General features: G+C 65.6%; 17 protein-coding genes, 1 tRNA gene and 2 rRNA genes. 10 read left to right on the top strand and 10 right to left on the bottom strand.

The window, feature by feature from the left end; genetic code table 11:
* Window positions 1–15: 15 nt before the first annotated feature.
* The 5 genes from NNX38_RS14615 to NNX38_RS14595 all read left to right on the top strand — a co-directional run bounded on the left by NNX38_RS14615 (window position 16) and on the right by NNX38_RS14595 (window position 4,853).
* Window positions 16–210: a hypothetical protein gene (locus tag NNX38_RS14615; RefSeq protein ID WP_255798684.1), complete on the top strand. Its 195-nt coding sequence runs from the start codon at window positions 16–18 to the stop codon at window positions 208–210.
* Window positions 211–314: 104 nt separating this feature from the next.
* Window positions 315–1,235, top strand: coding sequence for an oxygenase MpaB family protein (locus NNX38_RS14610; protein ID WP_255798683.1), 921 nt, complete (start codon window positions 315–317; stop codon window positions 1,233–1,235).
* 266 nt (window positions 1,236–1,501) lie between these two features.
* Window positions 1,502–3,274 carry an HNH endonuclease signature motif containing protein gene (locus tag NNX38_RS14605; RefSeq protein WP_255798682.1) on the top strand — a complete coding sequence of 591 codons (1,773 nt, stop codon included), beginning with the start codon at window positions 1,502–1,504 and terminating at the stop codon, window positions 3,272–3,274.
* A gap of 275 nt (window positions 3,275–3,549) precedes the next feature.
* Window positions 3,550–4,257, top strand: coding sequence for a VOC family protein (locus NNX38_RS14600; protein WP_255798817.1), 708 nt, complete (start codon window positions 3,550–3,552; stop codon window positions 4,255–4,257).
* Window positions 4,254–4,853 (top strand): GNAT family N-acetyltransferase, encoded by a 600-nt coding sequence (locus tag NNX38_RS14595; RefSeq protein ID WP_255798681.1) that lies wholly within the window; start codon window positions 4,254–4,256, stop codon window positions 4,851–4,853. Before NNX38_RS14600 ends, NNX38_RS14595 begins: the two co-directional genes overlap by 4 nt.
* A 17-nt stretch (window positions 4,854–4,870) precedes the next feature.
* On the opposite strand, the gene NNX38_RS14590 is transcribed toward NNX38_RS14595, so the two are convergent.
* Complete coding sequence (locus NNX38_RS14590) at window positions 4,871–5,764, bottom strand: LysR family transcriptional regulator (RefSeq protein ID WP_255798680.1); 894 nt, start codon at window positions 5,762–5,764, stop codon at window positions 4,871–4,873.
* Between the two features lie 200 nt (window positions 5,765–5,964).
* Here NNX38_RS14590 and NNX38_RS14585 point away from each other — a divergent pair, with 200 nt between their 5' ends.
* The 3 genes from NNX38_RS14585 (at window position 5,965) to NNX38_RS14575 (ending at window position 9,294) form a co-directional block, all read left to right on the top strand.
* A complete protein-coding gene (locus tag NNX38_RS14585; RefSeq protein ID WP_255798679.1) occupies window positions 5,965–6,657 on the top strand; it encodes a thioredoxin domain-containing protein in 693 nt (230 codons plus the stop codon).
* A gap of 223 nt (window positions 6,658–6,880) precedes the next feature.
* A complete protein-coding gene (locus NNX38_RS14580) occupies window positions 6,881–7,945 on the top strand; it encodes a phosphatase PAP2 family protein (protein WP_255798678.1) in 1,065 nt (354 codons plus the stop codon).
* A gap of 41 nt (window positions 7,946–7,986) precedes the next feature.
* Window positions 7,987–9,294, top strand: coding sequence for a hypothetical protein (locus tag NNX38_RS14575; RefSeq protein WP_255798677.1), 1,308 nt, complete (start codon window positions 7,987–7,989; stop codon window positions 9,292–9,294).
* Here the strand turns inward: NNX38_RS14575 and fabF are convergent.
* From fabF to NNX38_RS14550, 5 genes are all read right to left on the bottom strand, one after another.
* Window positions 9,291–10,523, bottom strand: a complete 1,233-nt coding sequence (gene fabF / locus NNX38_RS14570) for a beta-ketoacyl-ACP synthase II (protein ID WP_255798676.1) — start codon at window positions 10,521–10,523, stop codon at window positions 9,291–9,293. The two genes, NNX38_RS14575 and fabF, sit on opposite strands and share 4 nt — an antisense overlap.
* Entirely contained in the window at window positions 10,524–12,203 is a 1,680-nt protein-coding gene (locus NNX38_RS14565; protein WP_255798675.1) for an AMP-binding protein, read from the bottom strand.
* Between the two features lie 19 nt (window positions 12,204–12,222).
* Window positions 12,223–13,062 carry an SDR family oxidoreductase gene (locus NNX38_RS14560; protein ID WP_255798674.1) on the bottom strand — a complete coding sequence of 280 codons (840 nt, stop codon included), beginning with the start codon at window positions 13,060–13,062 and terminating at the stop codon, window positions 12,223–12,225.
* A 95-nt stretch (window positions 13,063–13,157) separates the two neighbouring features.
* Window positions 13,158–13,802 (bottom strand): response regulator transcription factor, encoded by a 645-nt coding sequence (locus NNX38_RS14555; RefSeq protein ID WP_255798673.1) that lies wholly within the window; start codon window positions 13,800–13,802, stop codon window positions 13,158–13,160.
* On the bottom strand, window positions 13,790–15,079 hold the full coding sequence (locus NNX38_RS14550) for a histidine kinase (protein WP_255798672.1): 1,290 nt from the start codon (window positions 15,077–15,079) through the stop codon (window positions 13,790–13,792). The genes NNX38_RS14555 and NNX38_RS14550 overlap by 13 nt, the downstream gene beginning before the upstream one ends.
* 156 nt (window positions 15,080–15,235) lie before the next feature.
* Here NNX38_RS14550 and NNX38_RS14545 point away from each other — a divergent pair, with 156 nt between their 5' ends.
* Entirely contained in the window at window positions 15,236–15,991 is a 756-nt protein-coding gene (locus tag NNX38_RS14545; RefSeq protein WP_255798671.1) for an ABC transporter ATP-binding protein, read from the top strand.
* A 1-nt stretch (window position 15,992) separates the two neighbouring features.
* Window positions 15,993–18,467 (top strand): FtsX-like permease family protein, encoded by a 2,475-nt coding sequence (locus NNX38_RS14540; protein WP_255798670.1) that lies wholly within the window; start codon window positions 15,993–15,995, stop codon window positions 18,465–18,467.
* A 54-nt stretch (window positions 18,468–18,521) separates the two neighbouring features.
* Here the strand turns inward: NNX38_RS14540 and NNX38_RS14535 are convergent.
* The 4 genes from NNX38_RS14535 to rrf (NNX38_RS14520) all read right to left on the bottom strand — a co-directional run bounded on the left by NNX38_RS14535 (window position 18,522) and on the right by rrf (NNX38_RS14520) (window position 19,963).
* Window positions 18,522–18,609, bottom strand: a tRNA-Ser gene (locus tag NNX38_RS14535).
* An 80-nt stretch (window positions 18,610–18,689) separates the two neighbouring features.
* Window positions 18,690–19,337 carry a TMEM175 family protein gene (locus NNX38_RS14530; RefSeq protein ID WP_255798669.1) on the bottom strand — a complete coding sequence of 216 codons (648 nt, stop codon included), beginning with the start codon at window positions 19,335–19,337 and terminating at the stop codon, window positions 18,690–18,692.
* A 114-nt stretch (window positions 19,338–19,451) separates the two neighbouring features.
* Window positions 19,452–19,568: ribosomal RNA gene (rrf, locus tag NNX38_RS14525) — 5S ribosomal RNA — on the bottom strand.
* Window positions 19,569–19,846: 278 nt separating this feature from the next.
* Window positions 19,847–19,963 (bottom strand): 5S ribosomal RNA (rrf, locus tag NNX38_RS14520).
* Between the last annotated feature and the right edge of the window lie 266 nt (window positions 19,964–20,229).

Raw genomic sequence — 20,229 nt, 5'->3', positions numbered from 1 at the left:
ATGAAAGGTAATGACATGAAAGACAAGTACACGGTAAACGCCGTGATGCTAACCGGCGTTGCCTGCATTCTTCTTGCCACGATGGGGCCGCTGGGGAACATTGCGGGCATTCTGTGGCTCGCTGCGCTGCTGTTCTTCGCAGCGGCCCCGGTGCTGGCCTTCCAGCGGCACCAGCGTGAGGGAGGGCCGGACCACGGCCCGCGGCCGTAGCCTGCGTCCGTAACCTGCGGGGCCGGCAGTACCGAACACCGGGCGGTCACAAGGGGCACTAGGGGCACTAGGCAAGCGGTCCGGACGGATGGACACTGGGGAAGATGAGCGTTTTTTCTCCTCCCCGGGCGATCGCGTCCTGGCGCCGCCAGCTGATCGGCACATTCAGCAACAACGCCGCCGAGATCCCGCAGTGGGAGCTTGAGCTGGCGGAGGGCGACGACGTCGGCCACTTCGGTCCCGAGTCCGCGGTCTGGGCGGTGCACGGGTCCATGACGCCCATCATCGCCGGCATCCGGGCCCTGCTGCTCCAGGCGCTGCATCCCGGGGCGATGGCCGGGGTCCACGACTTCTCCGACTACAAGGACGATCCGCTGGGTCGGCTTGCCGGAACCATCCGCTGGATCTTCACCGTCACCTACGGGGACACGGCCGCTGCCAAGGCGGGCTCCGACTGGGTGTTGCGGCTGCATGAACGCGTGCACGGCACTTATGTAGACGCCGACGGCGCGGTGCGGCCGTATTCAGCCAATGATCCCGAGATTGCCCGCTGGGTGCATCTGGCCTTCGCCGACGCGTTCCTCTCCTCGCACCAGCGTTACGGCGGTCCCATTCCGGGCGGGGCTGATGCCTATGTGGCGGAGTGGGCGGTGGCGGGTGAGTTGATGGGTATTCCGGATCCGCCGCGTTCCGAAGCCGATCTGCGGAAGCAGATGGCCGGCTACGATACCCAGCTGCGCAACAGCGACTATGTGCGGGAGGCGCTGGGGTTCCTTCGCCGTCCTCCCCTGCCGGGAAACCAGCGGATCGGGTACCGGGTGCTGTTTGCCGGGGCTGTAGCCAGCCTGGAGCCGAAGCACAGGGAGATGTTGGGGCTGCGGGCTCCGCACCTGGGTCCGGTTCCCGTGCCAATGAAGTTTCCCGTGAAACTTGTTTTGGGTGTTATCCGGCTTGGGCTCGGTCCGCAGGGACCCAGCGAACGGTCTGCCCGCGAGCGGATCGGGCGGCTTTCCGGTCCGCAGTAGGGTCTGGCGGGCAGTCCGAGCTGCCGCGCGGTGGGGTCCGCCGGCCGGCGTCGTCGTCCTTGCCGCGGTCGCGCTCGTTCAGAACCCGCCGTCATGTTGCTACTTGCACCCGCCTCCAGCAGGCCGGAGGGTGCCTCCAGGCCTACCGGCCGTCGGTGTGCCAGCAGGTAATTGCGTTCGAAAGACGGGTATTTGAGGTTTCCCCGAGCTCTGTTTTCGGCCTGTTTTTGGGCCTGAAATGTCAGTGCCGGATGAAATCCTGAGGTATGGATCAGCTCGGAAACACCGAACGGATAACCGAAGAGCCAGGCACTGAGAACCGGCAGCCGGATGGGCAGGCTGGCGGGGCCGAGCCGCCGCGCCCGCCGTGCACCGTGTCGGTTTACCGGGCGGAACTTGCCGCTGAGCCTGCCTACGCCGCTGACGCGGATACCTCTACTTCTGCTGACACTCCCGAGAACGACGCTGAGGCCGCACCTGCAGAGCCTGCTGAGCCTGCTGAGCCTGCTGAGCCTGCTGAGCCTGCCGCCGATGGTTCCACTCCTGTCGGAAGCCCTGTGTATCCGGACGGCTTTACCGGGACACTGGCACTGCAGAACCTTGAAGCCTTTGACGAGCAGATGGTGGGCGATGCCCTGTCCCGGATGGGGCATTTGATGTCCTGGGTCCAGGCATTGGAGGCACGTTTGATGGTCCGGATGCAGGAGATCTTCCGGGACAGCTTCCACGCCGCTTCGGGGCGGCTCGAACCCGGGATGGCGTTCAGCCTGGCAGCGTCAGAATGTGCAGCCATTCTGAACATTCCGCAGGTCACCGCTCAGCGCATGATGTTCGAAGCAGGCAAACTTTGCAGCACCCATACCGCCACCTTGGCCGGGCTGGAGGAAGGACGGCTGTCCTACCAGCACGCCCAAGTGGTGCTGGACCAGTGCCAGAACGTTCCTCCCGGCCAGCTTCCTGAGTTTGAAGCAGACTTGCTGGCAGCAGCGGAGAGTCAGACGCGGGCGCAGTTCTCGGCCAAGGCCAAGCGGCTGCGTGAAAGGAAGTTTCCGGACACTGTCAGCAAACAACACCAGTCAGCTTTCGAGCAGCGTAAGGTCACTCTGGACCGGGAGGAGGACGGAATGTCCTGCCTGTCCGGCCACCTGCGTGCGGCCGAAGCGCAGCAGATTTACACGGCCCTGAGTACCGCGGCACGTGGTGAGCAGGCGGCCGGGGATTCCCGGACCACGGACCAACTGCGCGCAGACATTCTCGCGCAATTGCTGATGGGTGGCAGAACTTTCGCCGCGACCGGAACCCGGCGCGGGACCGGAACCAACCGCGGAGGTAGGCACGACGGCGAAAGTGGACACGACGGCGAACAAACCGGCGAGCCCAAACACCCAGGAGGAGTCACCGGGAACGACAGCGACGTTGGATTTTCCGGCGGCCAGCGCCTCGGAGACGAGGCTGGACCAGACGAAGGGATTGTCCCGCGGGCAGAAATCATGGTTCTGATCAACGCCGAAACCCTCTTCGGCGCCGATAACCAGCCCGCCGAACTGCACGGCTATGGACCTATCAGTGCAGAGGCGGCCCGACGGCTGGCCCGCAACGCCGTCGGCTGGACCGGACTCGCCCAAAACCCGCAGACAGGTGAAATCCTCGGGGTGGGACGGCGTCGAAAAGTCCCGGCAGGTCTCAGACGCTGGCTCCGCGCAAGGGACGGAACCTGCAGGTTCCCCAGCTGCCGGGTCAGCACCGCGAACGCGGACATCGATCACACCATCGACTGGGCGAAAGGCGGCCCGACCGACCACGGAAACCTGGAACACCTTTGCCGACGGCACCATCGGTTCAAGAGCCTGGGCTTCTGGAAAGCGTGCCAGCCCGAACCCGGGGTAATCGAGTGGACTTCGCCGACCGGACGTACTTACCGCACCGAGCCGTACTTGGACCTGGTGCCACCGGATCCGGCGCCGAACCTACGACCAGAGCATGAGCAGAGGGAACCTTTACAGGAATCGGCGCCGCAGGAACAGGCACCGCCGTTCTAGACACGCCCCGGTCCGCGCCGGAGCAGGTTGAACAGCTCGGTGCACAGCAGAGCCAGCGGCGTGAACACCTCCGCGATCTCCGTCGTCGTGCGGGCACCTTCGCAGTAAGGCGGGCACCTTCGCAGTAAGAGGGCTGGAACTCTCCCAATGAACCAGAGGCTGATTTTCCTTGTAGATGCATTCGACGTCGGATTTACTGTTCGCACATGTACAGGAGGCACTCAAAAATGACGAGCTCAAACGCTGCAGCTGAATCCCAGATCGGGCGTCGGAACATGGACATGCTGTCGGGTGAGGCGATCGCCGAGGCCAAGCTGACCGATTGGCGCAAGTTAGCCCAAGGACTGCACGCCCGCTACCTGGTCGAGGACTTCGGCACCGGCGCACGGTTCGTGACAGCGGTAGGTGAGGCGGGCGACACCCTCGGACACCACCCGAGCGTGGCGATCGGCACCGGATACGTCGACCTCAAATTGGTCAGCGCTGACGCCATCTACCGCGATGGTGAAGGCGTCGAACATGTCGTCGAATGGGTGACCCAGCAGGATGTCGACCTCGCGAGGCTGATCACCGAGATCGCCGCGGACCACCAGCTCGACGCCGACCCGGCCTCGGTCAGCGTCCTCGAACTCGGCCTCGACACGGCCCGCTCAGCAACGATTGCCCCGGTGTGGGCAGCCCTGCTGACAGGCAATGCGGATGCCCAGGGCCACGGGTCGCCCAGCGACGAGATCCGGGACGCGACGGGGCGGATACCAAACCTGTGGTTCGGCGAAGCCAACGAGCACGTGAATCAACGGTTCCACATCGAGGTCTATGTGGCGCCCGAGGCGGCCGAGCAGCGAATCATCGCTGCAGTCGCTGCAGGGGGAACCGTCGTGGATGACAGCGGTTCACCGTCACTCACCGTGATCGCCGACCAAGACGGCAATAGAGCGGTCCTGTGCGTTGCCGAGACGCCGGCAACGCAGGCTGAATCATGACCATGCCGCACGTAATTCAGCCGCTCACTCCGGCAACGTTTCCGGCGTGGCTTGCACTCGCACAGAAGCACAACGGGGTCTGGGGCGGGTGCTATTGCTCGTATTTCCACGGCGACACGAAGGGCACCGTCAAAAGCGAGTACGACGGGCCGACCTTCAAGCAGCGACTCGTGGCGGAAGGCGCAGCACACGCGGCACTCGTTTTCGACGGCGACGACGCAATCGCATGGTGCCAGTACGGCAGTCCGCTTGAACTGCCGGGGATCTACCACCGCAAGCAGTACGACGCCGGCGAGACCAAGCCGGCGCCGTGGCGCATCACCTGCTTCTTCGTCGACCGCGACCATCGACGTACCGGCGTGGCACGGGAGGCACTGGACGGTGCGCTCGAACTGATCGCACAGGCAGGCGGAGGCGAGGTCGTCTCATTCCCCAACGAACTCACCCCGGGCAAGCGAACATCATCCTCGTTCCTTCACAACGGCACACGGGCCATGTTCGAGAAGGCGGGATTCACGTTCGAACGCCACATCGGCAAGAACAAGACAGTGATGCGCAAGACCGTTCAACCGGCCCTGCGGCTGACGCCGGATTGAACCTAGCCGGATTGAACCTAAGTTCGACCCGCAGCCACCGCCACCAGCTCGGCCGCGACTCCGCTCAACCGCCGGGGGCCGGACCAGATGGCAGTCAGGGGTCGGCTGATTCCCTCACCTTCGAAAGGAACCCGCAGCAGCTCCCCGCTGGCAAGCTGGTCGCGAACCACCAGTTCGCTCAACACGGCCGGGCCGGCTCCGGCAGCAACAGCAACCCGCACCGCAGCATTGCTGCTGAGCACCTGGGCCGGTTCGACGACGTCGTACCCGGCAAGTACCTGCTGCAACGCTTCGCGGGTACCAGACCCGGGCTCCCGAACAACCAGTGGGGTTTCCGCCAGTTCCTGCAAACCGATCCGGGTCCGGTTGGCCCATTCGTGATCCGGACCAACAACCACCACCAGCTCGTCCTCACGGACCACCAGGGCATTCAGCCGCACGGGCAGATTCGGAGTCTCGACAAACCCCAGCTGCAGGGTGCCGCGCTGCACCTCCTCGATGACCTGTGCCGAGTTCTCCACCCGCACATCAATGCGGGCCTGCGGCAGCCGGCGCTTCAGCTCGGCAACCCAGGCCGGCAACAGCATGTCCGCGATGGTGAGACTGGCACCCACACGGAGTTCCATGGCCTCGCCGCTTCGGCCGGCACGCACCACGCTGTTGAAGCGCCGCGCCGCCTCCAACAGTTCCCGAGCGGAGTCCGCCAGCAGGAGTCCCATCGCTGTAGGTGCCGAACCGCGCGGGCTGCGTTCAAGCAGAGGAGTCTTCAAATCCGCTTCCAACTCGGCAATAGACCGGCTCGCATTGGACTGGGCCATACCCAGTTTCCGCGCCCCGGAAGCCACGCTGCCCTCATCCACCACGGCAACGAACAGTTCCAGCACCGAAAGGTTCGGCCACGCCTGAGCCATATCAAAAGCATATAAACCCATGCCGGATTGCAGGCTACCGGACGGTCCGATCCGGTGGGAGCATCGAAAATAGTGGGCGCAGCCTGGGCCTCACGGGTGGACATCGCCCGTGGCAGCCATCGCCTGACGGGCGGACACCGCCGTTGGAGGCCCGCAGAGCGCGCCGAACCGCGAACCCTGATACTTCACTGGAAGGAACTATGCGCAAGAGCATCCTCGCCCTGCTGATTGCCTGGCTGCTCGCAGTCGGAACCTTGGTCTCCTGTGCGGCGTCGGATTCCGGATCGTCGGGAGACACCGCCACGGCAGAAGCAAGCCCGTCGGCGGAAACCTCCATCCCCGCTGACCGCATCGACCAGGTGGCTCCTGCGGATGCAAGGGCAATCACCGACCCCGCAGACCCCAAAGCCACCCTGGTGCTGTTTACCGACTACCAGTGCCCCTACTGCGCTCAGATGGACACGCTGATCCAGCAGGCCAAGAACGACTATGGGGATGAAGTCCGCATCCTCGTGCGGAACTACCCGCTGCCCAAGCATCAGAACGCAGCGCCGGCTGCCCGCGCCGTGGAAGCCGCAGCAGAACAGGGCGCCCTGGAGGAAATGGCTGCGTCCGTCTTCGAGCATCAGGAGGATTGGAAGGCCCTGAGCACGGAGGAGGCCGACGACCTCTTCCTCTCCTACGCCGAGGACCTGGGTCTGGACACGGAGAAGTTCCAAGCCGATTACACGTCGGACGCCATTAAGGACCGGGTGGCCCGCGACTTGGAGGACGCCCAGGACCTCCAGCTTCGCGGCACCCCCTCGCTGATCCTCGACAACGAGATGCTGGAGCTGGACTCCGTTGACTACGGCGCCATCCAGGAACAGCTGGACGCTGCCCTGAACAAGTAAGGACAGCATCCCGGACCAGGCCGGACTGCCCGCCCAGCGGTAGCGGTCCGGCCTGCCGCCGGAGGCCACCGGGCAGCTACCAGCGCCGGCTTCCGGCCAGGCTTCCGGCCAGGCTTCCGGCCACGACGACGGCGGAAACAGGCCCTCCGCGTGATCGAAAGCATACTGAGGGTGGGGGTCCCTCGATAACAGGTTTATGACAATTGTGGGATAAAAATATCTCATGACTATCGAAGCCGGCTCCGTCCGCCCTGCCTGGCGCCGCCTCTTCGGCGTCCCCCTGACCATCTCCGTAGCCTTCACCGTGTTGATGGTCGCTACGGCCGTATGGGGCGACCTTCCCATCCGTGATCCTGACGGCTTCCTGGGACCCAGCTACATCCGTCTGCCGCTGATTGTGCTGCTCATGATCGCCGCCGACGTCGTGCCCCGGGTACTCGCTCGACGCCGCGAACTGGGCGGCGCGGGAGCCGCCACGTCCCATGTGCTGCGGACGCGCTGGTCCGGACCCCGCCTGGCCGTAGCCGTGGCGGGACTGATCACCTTCTACCTCGCGTACATGTCCTACCGGAACCTCAAGAGCTTCCTGCCCTTCCTGCAGGAACACCTCACGGACCCCATGCTGGAGGACTCGGACAAATGGCTGGCCGGCGGAAACTATCCCGGCGACGTCCTGCATAACCTGCTGGGTACCGGTTTCAGCGCGGATCTGCTCTCCGGCGTCTACATGCTTTTCATGGTCTTCGTTCCGGTCTCCCTCGCCGCGGCGCTGGTGTGGTCCAACAACCTGCAGCGCGGCGCCTGGTATGCCACGGCCCTGTCCTTCAACTGGATCCTCGGCACCGTCAGCTACTACGCCCTGCCGTCCATGGGCCCGGTCTACTACGACGCCGCCCCGTTTGCCGACCTGCCGGAAACCGCAGTCTCCGGCCTGCAGGACAGCCTGTATGAAAACCGGATCGAGGTGCTGGCTGATCCGTTTGCCACGGACAACGTGCACGGCATTGCAGCCTTTGCGTCCCTGCACACATCCATCGTCTTCACTGCAGCACTGGTGGCGCACCTGACCCGCCTGCCCAAAGTGGCGCAATGGATTATGTGGATCTACGTGGTCCTGACGACCCTGGCCACGGTCTACTTCGGCTGGCACTACGTCCTGGACGTGGTCGCCGGACTTGCCCTCGGCGCCGTCTCCGTGTGGCTGGCCGCGAAGGCTGTGGGGGCCGGACAGGCAGAGAAGGAAGCAACGCCCGACGTCGAACCGGAGCTTGCCTCGGCCGTGCGGTAGGCTTCCTCCGCGGGAACCACCCCCTACTGAGAGGCAGCACGATGACCGAACATCCAATCGTGCTGCCCGACTATCTCACTCCTCCCCGGAAGCGCGGGCCCAAGCGGCTGAGGATGATCGTCGTAACCCTCGTGAGCCTCTTTGTGGTCGCCGCCCTTGTTGCTGCCTATCTGTGGGTTGAGTACTTGACGTATACCCAGGCCGCGGAAGATTCCCTGAGGGAAGGCCGCATTGTCGTTGGGGCCCACACTGACCTGCATGACGTCTCGGACCCGCTCCCCGCAGACATCAGTGAGGAGGACTACGCGGCCTTCTGGGCTGAACCCGCCTTGAACACCCCGGACACCCTCGCCCTGCTGGACCTCATCAACGAGGGATGGCAGGCGCGCCTCCAGGAGAACATGGAGTACACCTACAGCAGGGTGGCCGATATCAGTGACGCGGACAAACGGGCCAATGCCGAAGCCGCTGTGGACAAAGTGTCCGAGTTCCTCTCACACGGGTCGGTCCAGGCCGCCAAGCGGGTGGTTTATGAGGACCTGGCACAGCTGTCCAGAGAGACCTGCCACCGCAGCGACTTGGTTCACGTCATGTACGCGGACGACGGGCATCCCATTCGAAACTGGATTACCACTGACCCCCAGGTCCTGTCGCTGCAGGCAATCGGGGATCAGGAGGCAGAGGCAACCGCTCTGGTGGGCAAGGTCTACCCGGATGCCTTCGAGGCCGCGCTTCCCCACTTCTGCAAATTTCCACGGCCGCCGGAAAGCAGCCATTCGGGCGATATGGAACTTCTGGATTCAACTACCCATGAGGCCAATCTGCTGCTGAACCCCGTCAGGACGCGCCCCAATTCAGAGGGCCAGCTGCTCGAAGATGACTATGAGGCCTTCTGGAACAGTCCCGTGATGTCTTCTCCGGAAGTTCAGGGCTATCTGGACCGGGTCGGGGAAGAGGCCGTCAGCAACTACCGCGATCAGGCAGCGTACATTCAGGACAATATTGACCAGATCAAGGATCCTGCCGTACGGGAACATGCCCAGCAGTACCTCGAGTGGGTTCTCGACGAAGCGGCACGGGACAACGGCAGAAGGTTGGCTGTCGGCAAGGTCTATGAAGATCTCGAAGCGTACTGGAAGGCCACGTGTACCGACGAAGCGGACGGTTGGCTGCATTCGTCACGGATAAAGCGGAATATCTGGAACTCTCGCCTGGAACCCGACTTCAGTCCGGACTACGTGGACTCGGCCAGGAGCATCGGGAATGAGTGGAGTGAAGCTACCTATGACCTGGCCATGGAGTTCTATCCGGAGGCCTACGCGGCCGGGGTCGACTACTACTGCACTTAGACAGGACCGAAAGCCGCCACAGCGTTCTGCCCGCCGAAACCGAACGCGTTAGTTAGGGCATACCGGACGGAAGCTTCCCGGGCCGTTCCCGGAACGTAGTCGAGGTCGCACTCCGGATCGGGAGTGTTGTAATTCAGAGTGGGCGGAATGACGCCCTCTCGGATAGCCATCACGCAGAGCAGGGATCCGAGAGTGCCCGCAGCGCCGATGAGATGTCCGGTCATGGATTTGGGTGCCGTGACCGCGAGCGACGACGCATGCTCGCCGAAGGCGGTGTGCAGGGCTCTGGTTTCGGTCCGGTCATTGGCCTGGGTGGAGGTTCCGTGGGCACAGATCAGGTCAACGTCCTCGGGGTTCAGCCGGGACCGGTCCAGGGTGCGGCAGATGGCTTGGGCCGCATACTGTCCGCCGGGATCCGGAGCGACAATGTGGAAGGCGTCGGACGTCAGTGCGCCGCCCAGCAGCTCTGCATACACCTCGGCACCGCGGGCACGGGCATGGCTGAGCAGTTCCAGCACGCACACCACCGCTCCTTCGGCAAAGACAAAACCGTCCCGGTCCGCATCGAAGGGACGGCTGGCTTCCTGCGGTGAATCATTGTTCCGGGACAACCCGCGCATGGCGCTGAGCCCGGCAAACATCACTGAGGTGATGGCCGCGTCGGTTCCGCCGGCCACCACCACGTCAGCATCGCCGGCCAGCAGGGTGCGGCGTGCTTCGAGCAGTGCCTGTGTGCCGCTGGCACACGCCAGGGCGCTGGCGTTCACCGGGCCATGGACCGCCAAATCGATGGCCACTTCGCAGGCCGGCATGTTCGTCAACGACGACGCCACGAAGCTGGGACTGATGGGGCGCAGCCCGTCACGGTGGAAGATTTCCGTGGCGGACTGGATTTCCGGATACCCGGAGACAGCACTGTTGATGATCACCGCAGCGTCGGTGTCTTCCAGCGTGACTCCCAGTCCGGCGTCGGCCACCGCCTCGCGCGAGGCCGCCACCGCCAGGTGGGAAGCCCGCGAGGACCGGCGCAGCCGCTTGACCGGCAGGTACTGCGCCGGATCGAAGTTCTTCACTTCCCCGGCAATCCGGGTGGGGAACTCGGAGGCGTCGAAGGCGGTGATCTTGTCGATACCGCTGCGTCCGTCCTTCAGTCCCGCCCAGGTCTCGCCCCAGGAACCGCCGAGCGGCGTCACCGCCCCCATCCCGGTGATGACCACGCGCTCGTCCATCTAGTCCGCCTTCCGGACCGGCGCCGGCACGTGCATCCGGCCGTCCAGCCAGTCCTGCGCCGCGGAATCGGCCACCTTGTAATGCATCTTCTTTCCGGTGGCGGTCATCGGCACTTCGTCAACAAAGCGGTAACCCCGGGGCCGCTTGAAATCGGCCAGCCCGGGATGCGCCAGGCAGAACGCATCCAGCCCGTCGGCGTCGAGCTCCGCGTCCCGGCGCACCACGTACGCCACCACGCGCTGGCCCCACCGGTCATCCGGCACTCCCACCACCACGGATTCAAGGACGCCGGGGTGGTCCGCGAGCGCCGCTTCCACCTGCACCGGATGGATGTTCTCCCCGCCGGAAATGATCATGTCATCAGTGCGGCCCATGATGGTCAGGTAGCCTTCGGCGTCCCAGGTGGCCATGTCCCCGGGATAAAGCCACCCGTCGTGGAACTTCTCCTCCTCGACCTGCGGCAGGTTGGCATAGCTGAACCCCGATTTCGGCGAGCGCATGATCACCTCGCCGATTTCGCTGCCGTCCCGGGCGGCCAGTTCGTGCGGCTGCCCGCGGCGGCCTTCAAACACGCGGACGACGGCGACGTCGTCGTCCGTGCAGGCGCGCCCGGCACTGCCGGCATGGGCGGGGAGGTCCTCGGGCCGCAGGAACGTGTTCCAGAAGCCCTCGGTGGTTCCGTAACCGTTGAAGATCCGCGGCGTCAGCAGTTCCTGGTACCGGATGGCGGCAGCGCGGTCCAGCGGTGCACCCATGGTGACGATGCCGCGCAGCGTCTCCAGGTTCCGCGGGTGCTTTTCCTGCTCGACGGCGATCATCTCCAGCGTGGTCGGCGCACCGATCAGATACGTCAGCCCCTGCTCCCCCACCCAGTCCAGCACCGTTGCCGGGTTAAAGCTGCGCAGCGGGACCACGGACCCGCCGATGTAAAACACCGGGTTGGGCCCGCCCGAGTGCAGACCGCCGCGGTGGAACCACGGCGTCATGTTCAGGGTGCGGTCGGACGGACTGAGCGGAAAGTGCATGATGACGTCGTGCGCGCTCATCAGCTCGGCGATGGACGGCAGCGGCACCCCCTTGGGCATACCGGTGGTGCCCGAAGTGTAGAAGCGGGTGCTTTCCTCGAAGGTGGAAAAGTCCGCGGGGAGGTCCGGCAGGTCCCCGGACGCGGCGTCGACGGCGGCGTCGAAGTCCTGCCCCAGCTGCCCCGATCCCATCCCCCAGTGCCCGGCCTCGCTGCCGCCCGCCACCAGGACCACCGGCGATACCCCGGCCAGCTCCAGCGCCTGTGCAGCCGTCTCGGTATGCTCGGCATCCACAACGAACACTGCCGGATCGCTGTCCCGCAGGATGTGCGCGGTCTCGGCCGGTGCCAGCCGGTAATTGACCGGCACGCTGACCGCACCCAGGCGCTGGGTCGCCAGGTACAGCAGCGCGAACTCGATGCCGTTGTAGAGCTGGTAAAGCACCCGGTCTCCGCGCCCCACGCCGCGCTCGGCCAGGGCACACGCTACGGAGTTCACGGCCTCGCCCAGCTGGGCGTAGGTCCATTCCCGGCCCGTCGGCGGATCGGTGAGGGCAACGCGGTCCGCATACCGGGCGACATTGCGCGAGAAGCCGGCCGCGTAGGTCAGGGAATGTTCGAAGTAGTTCCGGTAGCGGGCGGGATCGTAGCTCACTGATGCTTCCTTTCAGTTCTTACCGGCTGCCGCCCCGGGTGGGCCGGGTGGGCCGGTTCGGCAGGGCGACCGGCGGGCCGGACGCGTCGGAATGGAACGGCGGGGCAATGACCGAGAGTCCGCCGTCGACCGCGAGGACCTGGCCGGTGATGTACTCGGCGCCCGCGGAGAGCAGGAACTCCACCGCGGCGGCCATTTCATCCACGGTGCCGGGCCGGCGTTTGGGGAGGCGGGAGATCACGCTGTCCATCGGTGCCATGCCGTCCATGGAGTAGAAGTAGTCCAGCGAATCGGAATCGATCAGCCCGCCGTTCACGGCGTTGACGTTGATGCCGTAGGGACCGAATTCCACCGCCATGAACCGGACAAAGGACTCCACCGCAGCCTTGTAGGAGCCGAGGGCGGCATAGGTCGGGAAGGCCCGGGTGCTGCCGTAACTGGTGAGCGCGACTATCCGGCCGCCGTCGTCCATCAGTTTCACCGCCTCCTGGGCGCCGAGGACAAACGGCCGGACATTCACCGCGTAGGCACGGTCCAGGTGATGGGTTTTCAGGTCCACCACGTTCTTGAAGGCGGCAGCAGCAGCGTTGTTGATGAAGTAGTCCAACCGGCCGTATTCGTCCGCCGCGGCGTCGAAGAGCCGGACAATGTCTTCGGGGTTCTCCACGTCCGCCTGCACCGCGATGCCGCTGCCGCCCAGTTCCTGCAGCCGGGTGACCACTTCCTTGGCGAGTTCGGCATTCCGGCGGTAACTGACGACGACGGCGGTCCCCTGCGCCGCGAGCCGCTCCGCCACACGCCGGCCGATTCCGCGCGAAGCACCGGTGACCAGCGCTACCTTTCCGCCGCCCTGTTCCACGTGTGTCCTCCTGCGCCCGGCTGTAGTGCATCACACCTTGTCACCGGTGCCGTCCGCGAAACAAGACCCGGGACGAAACAAGCGGGACCCGCCGGTCAGGAGCGGAGGTACGCGAGAGTCGCCAGCACCCTGCGGTGGCCGCTGTCCGACTGGGCCAGCCCGAGCTTCGCGAAAATGTTGCCGATGTGTTTGCTGACCGCGGTTTCGGAGACGGAAATGGTGGAGGCAATGGCGGTGTTGCCCAGCCCTTCGGCCACCAGCCCCAGCACTTCGAACTCGCGCGGGGTCAGCGACCGGATGGGGTCCTGGTTGCTGCGCCGGCTGAAGAGCTGGGCGATGACCTCCGGGTCCATGACGGTGCCGCCGGCAGCCACGCGCCGCAGTCCGTCCACGAATTCACCGACGTTGCCGACCCGCTCCTTCAGCAGGTAGCCCACGCCCTGGGCGCCGGAGCCCAGCAAGCGGCTGGCGTAACGGTCTTCGACATAGGCGGAGAGGACGAGCACCGGGAAGTCGGGGACCCGGGACCTCAGTTCCAGGGCGGCCCGCAGCCCCTCGTTGGTGAAGGTCGGCGGCATCCGGACGTCCAGCACGGCGCCGTCGGCGCTGCCGGGTTCGAAGGCGGCGAGCAGGTCATCGGCGTTGTCCCAGGAGCCGACCACGTCGAAGCCTTCTCCTCGAAGCAGCAGCTCCAGTCCGGCCCGCAGCAGGGCATCATCTTCGGCAATTAGAAGGCGCATGGCAGCTCCACTCTCAGGTTTGTCGGTCCGCCGTCGGGGCTGTTCAGTACCAGCCTGCCGCCAAAGGCGGCTGCACGCCGGGCAATTCCGGCCAGGCCGGAGCCGGAGCCGTTGGCGTCGGCCGTAGCCTGCGCGCCGGCGGTCGGTGACACGGTCGCGCCGCCCCGGCCGTCGTCGTTCACCAGGATCACCAAAACATCCTCCCGCGCCGTTGATTCAGTACGGAGGACCACGTCGATCCGGGAGGCGCCGGAGTGTTTCGCAGCATTGGTCAGGGCTTCGGCGAGGACAAAATACGCCGCCGATTCCACTGCTGCCGGGGCGCGCAGCAATTCGTCCACCTTCAGGGAAGTGGGGATGGGCGAGCGGCTGGTCAGGGCCGAGGCCGCACCGCCCAGGCCGAGTTCGTCCAGGACCGGCGGATAAATGTCGTGCACCGCGGCGCGCAGCCCGGCGAGTGCTTCGGACGCGGCATCCTGCGCCCGTCCGATGAACGGTACGGCGGCCGCCGGATCGGTTTCGGCCGCACGCTGGGCCAGCCCCAGCATCATCACGACGCCGACCAGCCGGTTCTGCGCGCCGTCGTGCAGTTCACGTTCAATCCGGCGCAGTTCCGCGGCGTGGGCGGCGAGGGCGCTGGCCCGGGCCGCCGAGAGGTCGGAGATCCGGCGGGCCAGGTCCGCATACCGGCGCGGGGAAAGGATCCCCAGGGTCGCCTCGCTGAACCGCCGTGCCAGCCAGGGCAGCAGCACCCACGAGCCGACGGCGTATAGAAGTCCCAGCAGCATCATCAGGAGGGCATCACCCCAGCTGCGGACGAAGATGGTCAGTTCCAGCGGTGCGTCCGGCGGGAACAGCTGCCACAGGGGCGCCGCCGCAACATAGAGCACGGCACCGAAAGGAAGCGCGAGGGCCAGCGCCGCTGCCAGTACGGCAAAGGCGCAGTGGAAGAGCAGCCAGGACAGGTCCCGCTTCGTTTCCGGAGCGCTCAGCAGGGCGGCCAACTCGGTGAACGAATACCTGCCGGCGAGGTGGCGCCGGTCAAAGGGAATGACAGCGGAGGAGAACGCCGCCGAACGGGCCTGCGCCCTCGCGGCCAGCCGGTTCAGGAGGTCCAGGAGGGTAGGGACCGCGTACAGGCCCACTCCCAGGGCCACGAAGGGCAGCAGCGCAATACCGGTTACCAGCACGGTCAGGGACGCCAACCAATACCAGCCTTCGCGCACAAGGAAGGCCGCGTCCCGGAGACGGGTTTTGGCACGGCTGGGAAGTCTCACCCGTTGAATTATGCCCGACCCCTTTCCCCCTGTCGGTATAGCCAGCTATACCCCAAACCGGGCTATTGGCTGTATCGGATCCCGTTTCCGGAATCCGTAGCGTCGAAGTCAGCAAGTGCCGCACAAACCCGCACCTTCGACCAAAAGGATGACCCCATGTTCACCGACGCCGCCGAATTCTCCGGCCCCGCAGCCCTGCAGCTGCAGGGCGTGTCCAAGAGCTACCGATCCGGCAACACCAGCGTGCCCGCCCTGCGTGATGTGTCCCTGGCCGTTCCGGCCGGCACCTTCACCGCCATCATGGGACCTTCGGGTTCCGGCAAAAGCACGCTGCTGCAGTGCGCGGCAGGACTGGACGCCCCCGACAGCGGCCGGGTGCTGCTGGGCACCACCGAAATCTCGAAGCTCCACAGCAAGGCCTTGACCCGCTTCCGCCGGGACCACGTCGGTTTTGTGTTCCAGTCCTACAACCTGCTCCCCCAGCTGACCGTCGCGCGGAACGTGACGCTGCCGCTGCTGCTGGCCGGACGAGGAACGGACAAGGTCTGGCTGGACTACGTGCTGGAAGCCGTCGGGCTGTCCGGCTTGGGTGAGCGGAAGCCGCAGGAGCTCTCCGGCGGCCAGCAGCAGCGGGCGGCCATTGCCCGGGCCCTGATCACCCGCCCGGACGCCGTCTTTGCGGACGAACCCACCGGCGCTCTGGACTCCGGCACTGCACGCCAGGTGCTGGACCTGCTGCGGCATACCGTTTCCGTGCTAGGACAAACGGTGATCATGGTGACCCACGACCCGGTGGCGGCCGGGCACGCAGACACCGTCATTTTCCTTGCGGACGGGCGCCTGGACGGCAGCATGACCGGCGCCACCGCCCACGACGTCAGCGAACACATGGCCAACCTCGGGGAGCGCTAATATGTTCTCTCTTGCCAGAGCCTCCATCCGGCACCACCGCGGCGGATTCGCCGGGGTTTTTGTAGCCGTGTTCCTGTGCGCCGCGCTCATCACCGCGATGGGCGTCCTCATTGAATCCGGAACCCGCGGCGGCATTGCCCCGCAGCGCCTGCAGGGGGCCGACGTCGTAGTGGGTGCGCCGCAGGCACATCCCGTGGTCGAGGACATGGACGCCCCCTTCGCCGAACGCGTCCTGCTCCCCGCCGAAGTTGTTGAGGAAATCGCGGCCGTCCCCGGCGTCGAACGCGCCGTGGGCAGCATCGAGCTTCCTTTGGCCACCACCGACGGTACGGCGGTTTCCGCCGCTGCCTGGGACTCGGCGGCCCTGACCCCCTACACACTGACTTCCGGGGAAGCTCCCGAGCGGGCCACCGAAGTGGTGGTGGATGAATCCTTCGGGGCTGCTCCGGGAACCTCGCTCACCCTCACCCACGGCGGGGAGCCAACCGAGTACACGGTGTCCGGCGTCGCCGCTCCCGAGTCGGGAGTGGACACTGGTCCTGCCGCTTTCCTGAGCACCGTCGGGGCTCAGGCCTTGTGGCCGCACGGCGACACGGTGGCCACCGTAGGCGTCATCGCCGAATCCGGCGTCCGCCCGGAACAACTCTCCGCCGACATCGAGGCGCGGGTGGCCGACGTCGTCGGGTATACCGGGGACCGCCGCGGAGACGTGGAGAATCTCGGCGGGTCCGCCGCCCGCTCCACGCTGCTGCTGCTCAGCGGGTCGCTGGCGGGCGTGGCCGTGATGACCGCGGTCTTTGTGACAGCAGGGACCCTGTCCCTGTCCATCATGGCCCGGCGCCGGGAATTCGCGATGCTGCGGGCAGTGGGGGCCGGAGCGAACCAGACCCTGGGCATCGTGATGCGTGAAGTCCTCCTGATTTCCAGTGCTGCCGCAGTGCTGGGTGCGGCACCCGGCTTCCTGCTGGCCTGGTTCCTGGGCAACCAGTTCGTTGCCGGCGGCGTGCTTCCCGAAACCTTCGTCCTGGCCTACAGCCCGCTGCCGGCCCTGGCCGCGGTAGCCATCAGCATTGCCGCGGCGGTGGGAGCCTCGCTTGTCTCGGCGCGGGGCGCGGTTCGTGCGGCGCCGACGGCTGCCCTGCGGGACTCCGCGACGGAGGCTTCCCGGCTGGGCCGCGGACGCGTCATCACCGGTCTGTCGCTGCTGGCTGCCGGTCTCGTTGCGGCCTTGGTACCGGTTGCAGTCCCGGGCACTGCGGGCCTGGCGGCGGCAGCCTCGAGCATCCTGCTCCTGATGATCGGCGCGGGCCTGCTGGGACCATGGCTGGTGACGGGCGCCTTAAAACTGGTGCAGCCGCTGGTCCGCCGCAGCCCCTCCGCGTCGCTGGCCCTCGCGGAAGCCAACGCCAGCGCTTTCCCGCGGCGCCTGGCCTCGGGAATCGTTCCACTCGCCCTGGCCATTGCACTCGGGTCCGTGCAGTTCTTTATGCCGACCACAGTGGCAACGGAAGCCGAGCGGCAGTCCCGGGACGGGGTGGTTGCCGGGTATCTGGTTCATGCTCCGGGGTCCGGAGTGTCCGAGGAGCTCGCCGACCAGGTGGCGGAGCTGCCCGGCGTGGAGTCCACCTCGCCGGTGGCCCGTTCCGCAGTACTTGCCAAGGCCGGTTTCGCCGGCATGGAAGACGGTGTACAGCCCTACGCTATTCAGGGCCTGGCCTCTGAGGACCTGAACGGAACCCTGGACCTGGATGTAAACGAAGGGTCCCTGGACCGCTTGGCGGACGCCGATACCGTGGCGCTGAGCGTGGACCTGGCCCGGGAATCCGGCACGGGCGTGGGCGAGGACTTCGACTTCTACTACGGGGACGGAACCGAGGCGACCGCCGTCGTCGTCGCCACCTACGAACGAGGGCTGGGATTCGGGGATGTGGCGGTGGCGAACGAGACGCTGCGAAGCCACACCACCACGGGGCTGAACGACTACCTGCTGGTCAGCACGGCGGCCGATACCGACGCGGGAGACCTGTCCGCCGCCGTCGAGGGCCTGGGGCTGACGCTGCTGGATAAGGAGGAGCTCGGGGCAGCTGGAGCCGCGGAACGGAATGCCGACTCGTGGGTTTCGGTGATCGCGATGCTGGTTCTGCTTGGATACCTCGCTGTCTCCGTGGTCAACACCCTGGTGATGGCGACGGCCAAGCGCCGGCCGGAGATGCTGCTGCTGCGGACCCTGGGTGCGTCGGATACCCAGCTGAGGCGGATGATGGGGGCCGAGTCCCTGCTGATAGTCGCGGCCGCCGTCGTCATCGGCACCGTCCTGGCCCTGCCGCCGCTGATGGGGATCGCCGTGAGCGTCTCGGGGCTGCCGCTGCCCACGATCGTCCCGGCCGTGTACCTCGGCCTCGCCGGTGCGACGGCGGCGCTCGGCCTGGGCTCCATTGCGGTAGCCACACGTGCCGCACTGCGGGCCGAACGGTAGCTGTTTGGGCAAAAAGAAATACCCCGGTCCGAAGACCGGGGTATTTCTTTATCCTGGCGGAGGATGGGGGATTTGAACCCCCGAGGGCGTTAACCCAACACGCGTTCCAGGCGTGCGCCATAGGCCGCTAGGCGAATCCTCCAAGCTTGCTCCCGTAGAAGCAGATATAAGACTACCCGACACAGGGCCAAACCAACGAATCGGCCCTCCGTGACTGGTGGCTTAGGCCAGGCTGGTCCGTCTGCGGCCGAGGCCGTGAAGCAAGGCATTGATAACGATAATTCCCAGCCAAGACCAGGTGGCCGCCTGCGGACTCCACAGGATGGCAATGGGAATCGAGGCCAGGAAAACCGCTGGGGTGACCGGGGCACGGACCTGCGCGAACGCCGGAAGCCGCGGATCGACGTCGTCCCGGAAAAGGCCCTCTCGGCTGCAATAGATCCACAGCACGGTATTGGCGGTGCCGATAAGCCCCAGGGCCGCCGCATAAATCACGACGCCGAGCTGCTGGTCTCCATAGAACGCCAGCATGTCGGTGGCGTACCCCAGCAGGGCGACGAACATCAGCAGCACCAGGTTCAGCTGCTGCAGCCGGCCGGTAAATCCCTTCAGCAGCCGGAAGAGCCGGTGATGGCTCAGCCAATAGGCGGCGGTCACCACAAAGGACAGGACGTAAGCGCCGAACTCCGGAAGCTGGGCAGCCACGGCCGCCCCAAGCTCGCTGGGCGGCACCTGGGGAACCCGGATATCCACGGCCAGCAGCGTCATGGCGATAGCGAAGACGGCGTCGCTGAAGAACATGGTGCGGTCCAGGTCCGGACCGGAATTTACTCGGGCAAAGCCCTTGCTGCTGCTGTTTTCGCCGGCCACGGGACCATGCTTGCGCACATTCGGCAGGGGGTCGAGCCCGGAAAGCGGGGCGGAAGGTGCAGTTAAGCAAATAAGGATCCGCACATCCTTGTGCGGATCCTTATTTCAACGTATGTCCGGCGGTGACCTACTCTCCCACATCCTCCCGGATGCAGTACCATCGGCGCTGTGGGTCTTAGCTTCCGGGTTCGGAATGGGACCGGGCGTTTCCCCCACGCTATGACCGCCGTAACCCTAGCCCTGCCGGCTAATGCGGCAGGAAATCTTCGGTTACAGACTGCCCTTTCGGGTTCTGCTCTTTAAGCTTACCGCGACTTCCAGGCGGTTTTGACCACCGCGGGCCAACCGGACTTGGCCTAAAGTGTCGGAATAAACACAGTGTCTAACCTAGTCCCACTGCGGCCGTTGCCGGTGGGCAGCCAGCAGGTTCTGTGGGGGGCTGCTGAACAGGCGCTTAAACAAGGAGAGCCCGTACCAACACTGGTACGGGCTCAACCTCTTCAAATATTGTCCGGCGGTGACCTACTCTCCCACATCCTCCCGGATGCAGTACCATCGGCGCTGTGGGTCTTAGCTTCCGGGTTCGGAATGGGACCGGGCGTTTCCCCCACGCTATGACCGCCGTAACCCTTCTACCCGCACCCGCCAAAGGCGGGAGGGGAAAACAATGGTTACAACACTCCCCCGGAACCAACCCCGAATGAGGGGTGCCGGGCAGTGCGGTAAAAATGTGAACCCGCCCCCTGGACAAGGGGCAATGGTTCGGTGTTCCAGGCACAGCAACCAACGGTTGTTGTCCGGGAACCACATAGTGGACGCAAGCAGCATGATCTACAACACCCTTTATACTTTGACGGACCGTTTGAAGTCGTGTCCGTCCAGGTGCTGGTGT

It is taken from the genome of Arthrobacter sp. zg-Y238, from assembly GCF_024385525.1.
Lineage (GTDB): Bacteria > Actinomycetota > Actinomycetes > Actinomycetales > Micrococcaceae > Arthrobacter_B > Arthrobacter_B jinronghuae.
Note: the sequence above shows the minus strand (reverse complement) of the source record. Positions and strands in the feature narration are given on the sequence as shown.

Coding starts and splice junctions, on each gene's coding strand:
- NNX38_RS14615 (WP_255798684.1), top strand. CDS start 16: ATGAAAGACAAGTACACGGTAAACGCCGTGATGCTAACCGGCGTTGCC.
- NNX38_RS14610 (WP_255798683.1), top strand. CDS start 315: ATGAGCGTTTTTTCTCCTCCCCGGGCGATCGCGTCCTGGCGCCGCCAG.
- NNX38_RS14605 (WP_255798682.1), top strand. CDS start 1,502: ATGGATCAGCTCGGAAACACCGAACGGATAACCGAAGAGCCAGGCACT.
- NNX38_RS14600 (WP_255798817.1), top strand. CDS start 3,550: ATGGACATGCTGTCGGGTGAGGCGATCGCCGAGGCCAAGCTGACCGAT.
- NNX38_RS14595 (WP_255798681.1), top strand. CDS start 4,254: ATGACCATGCCGCACGTAATTCAGCCGCTCACTCCGGCAACGTTTCCG.
- NNX38_RS14590 (WP_255798680.1), bottom strand. CDS start 5,764: ATGGCTCAGGCGTGGCCGAACCTTTCGGTGCTGGAACTGTTCGTTGCC.
- NNX38_RS14585 (WP_255798679.1), top strand. CDS start 5,965: ATGCGCAAGAGCATCCTCGCCCTGCTGATTGCCTGGCTGCTCGCAGTC.
- NNX38_RS14580 (WP_255798678.1), top strand. CDS start 6,881: ATGACTATCGAAGCCGGCTCCGTCCGCCCTGCCTGGCGCCGCCTCTTC.
- NNX38_RS14575 (WP_255798677.1), top strand. CDS start 7,987: ATGACCGAACATCCAATCGTGCTGCCCGACTATCTCACTCCTCCCCGG.
- fabF (WP_255798676.1), bottom strand. CDS start 10,523: ATGGACGAGCGCGTGGTCATCACCGGGATGGGGGCGGTGACGCCGCTC.
- NNX38_RS14555 (WP_255798673.1), bottom strand. CDS start 13,802: ATGCGCCTTCTAATTGCCGAAGATGATGCCCTGCTGCGGGCCGGACTG.
- NNX38_RS14545 (WP_255798671.1), top strand. CDS start 15,236: ATGTTCACCGACGCCGCCGAATTCTCCGGCCCCGCAGCCCTGCAGCTG.
- NNX38_RS14540 (WP_255798670.1), top strand. CDS start 15,993: ATGTTCTCTCTTGCCAGAGCCTCCATCCGGCACCACCGCGGCGGATTC.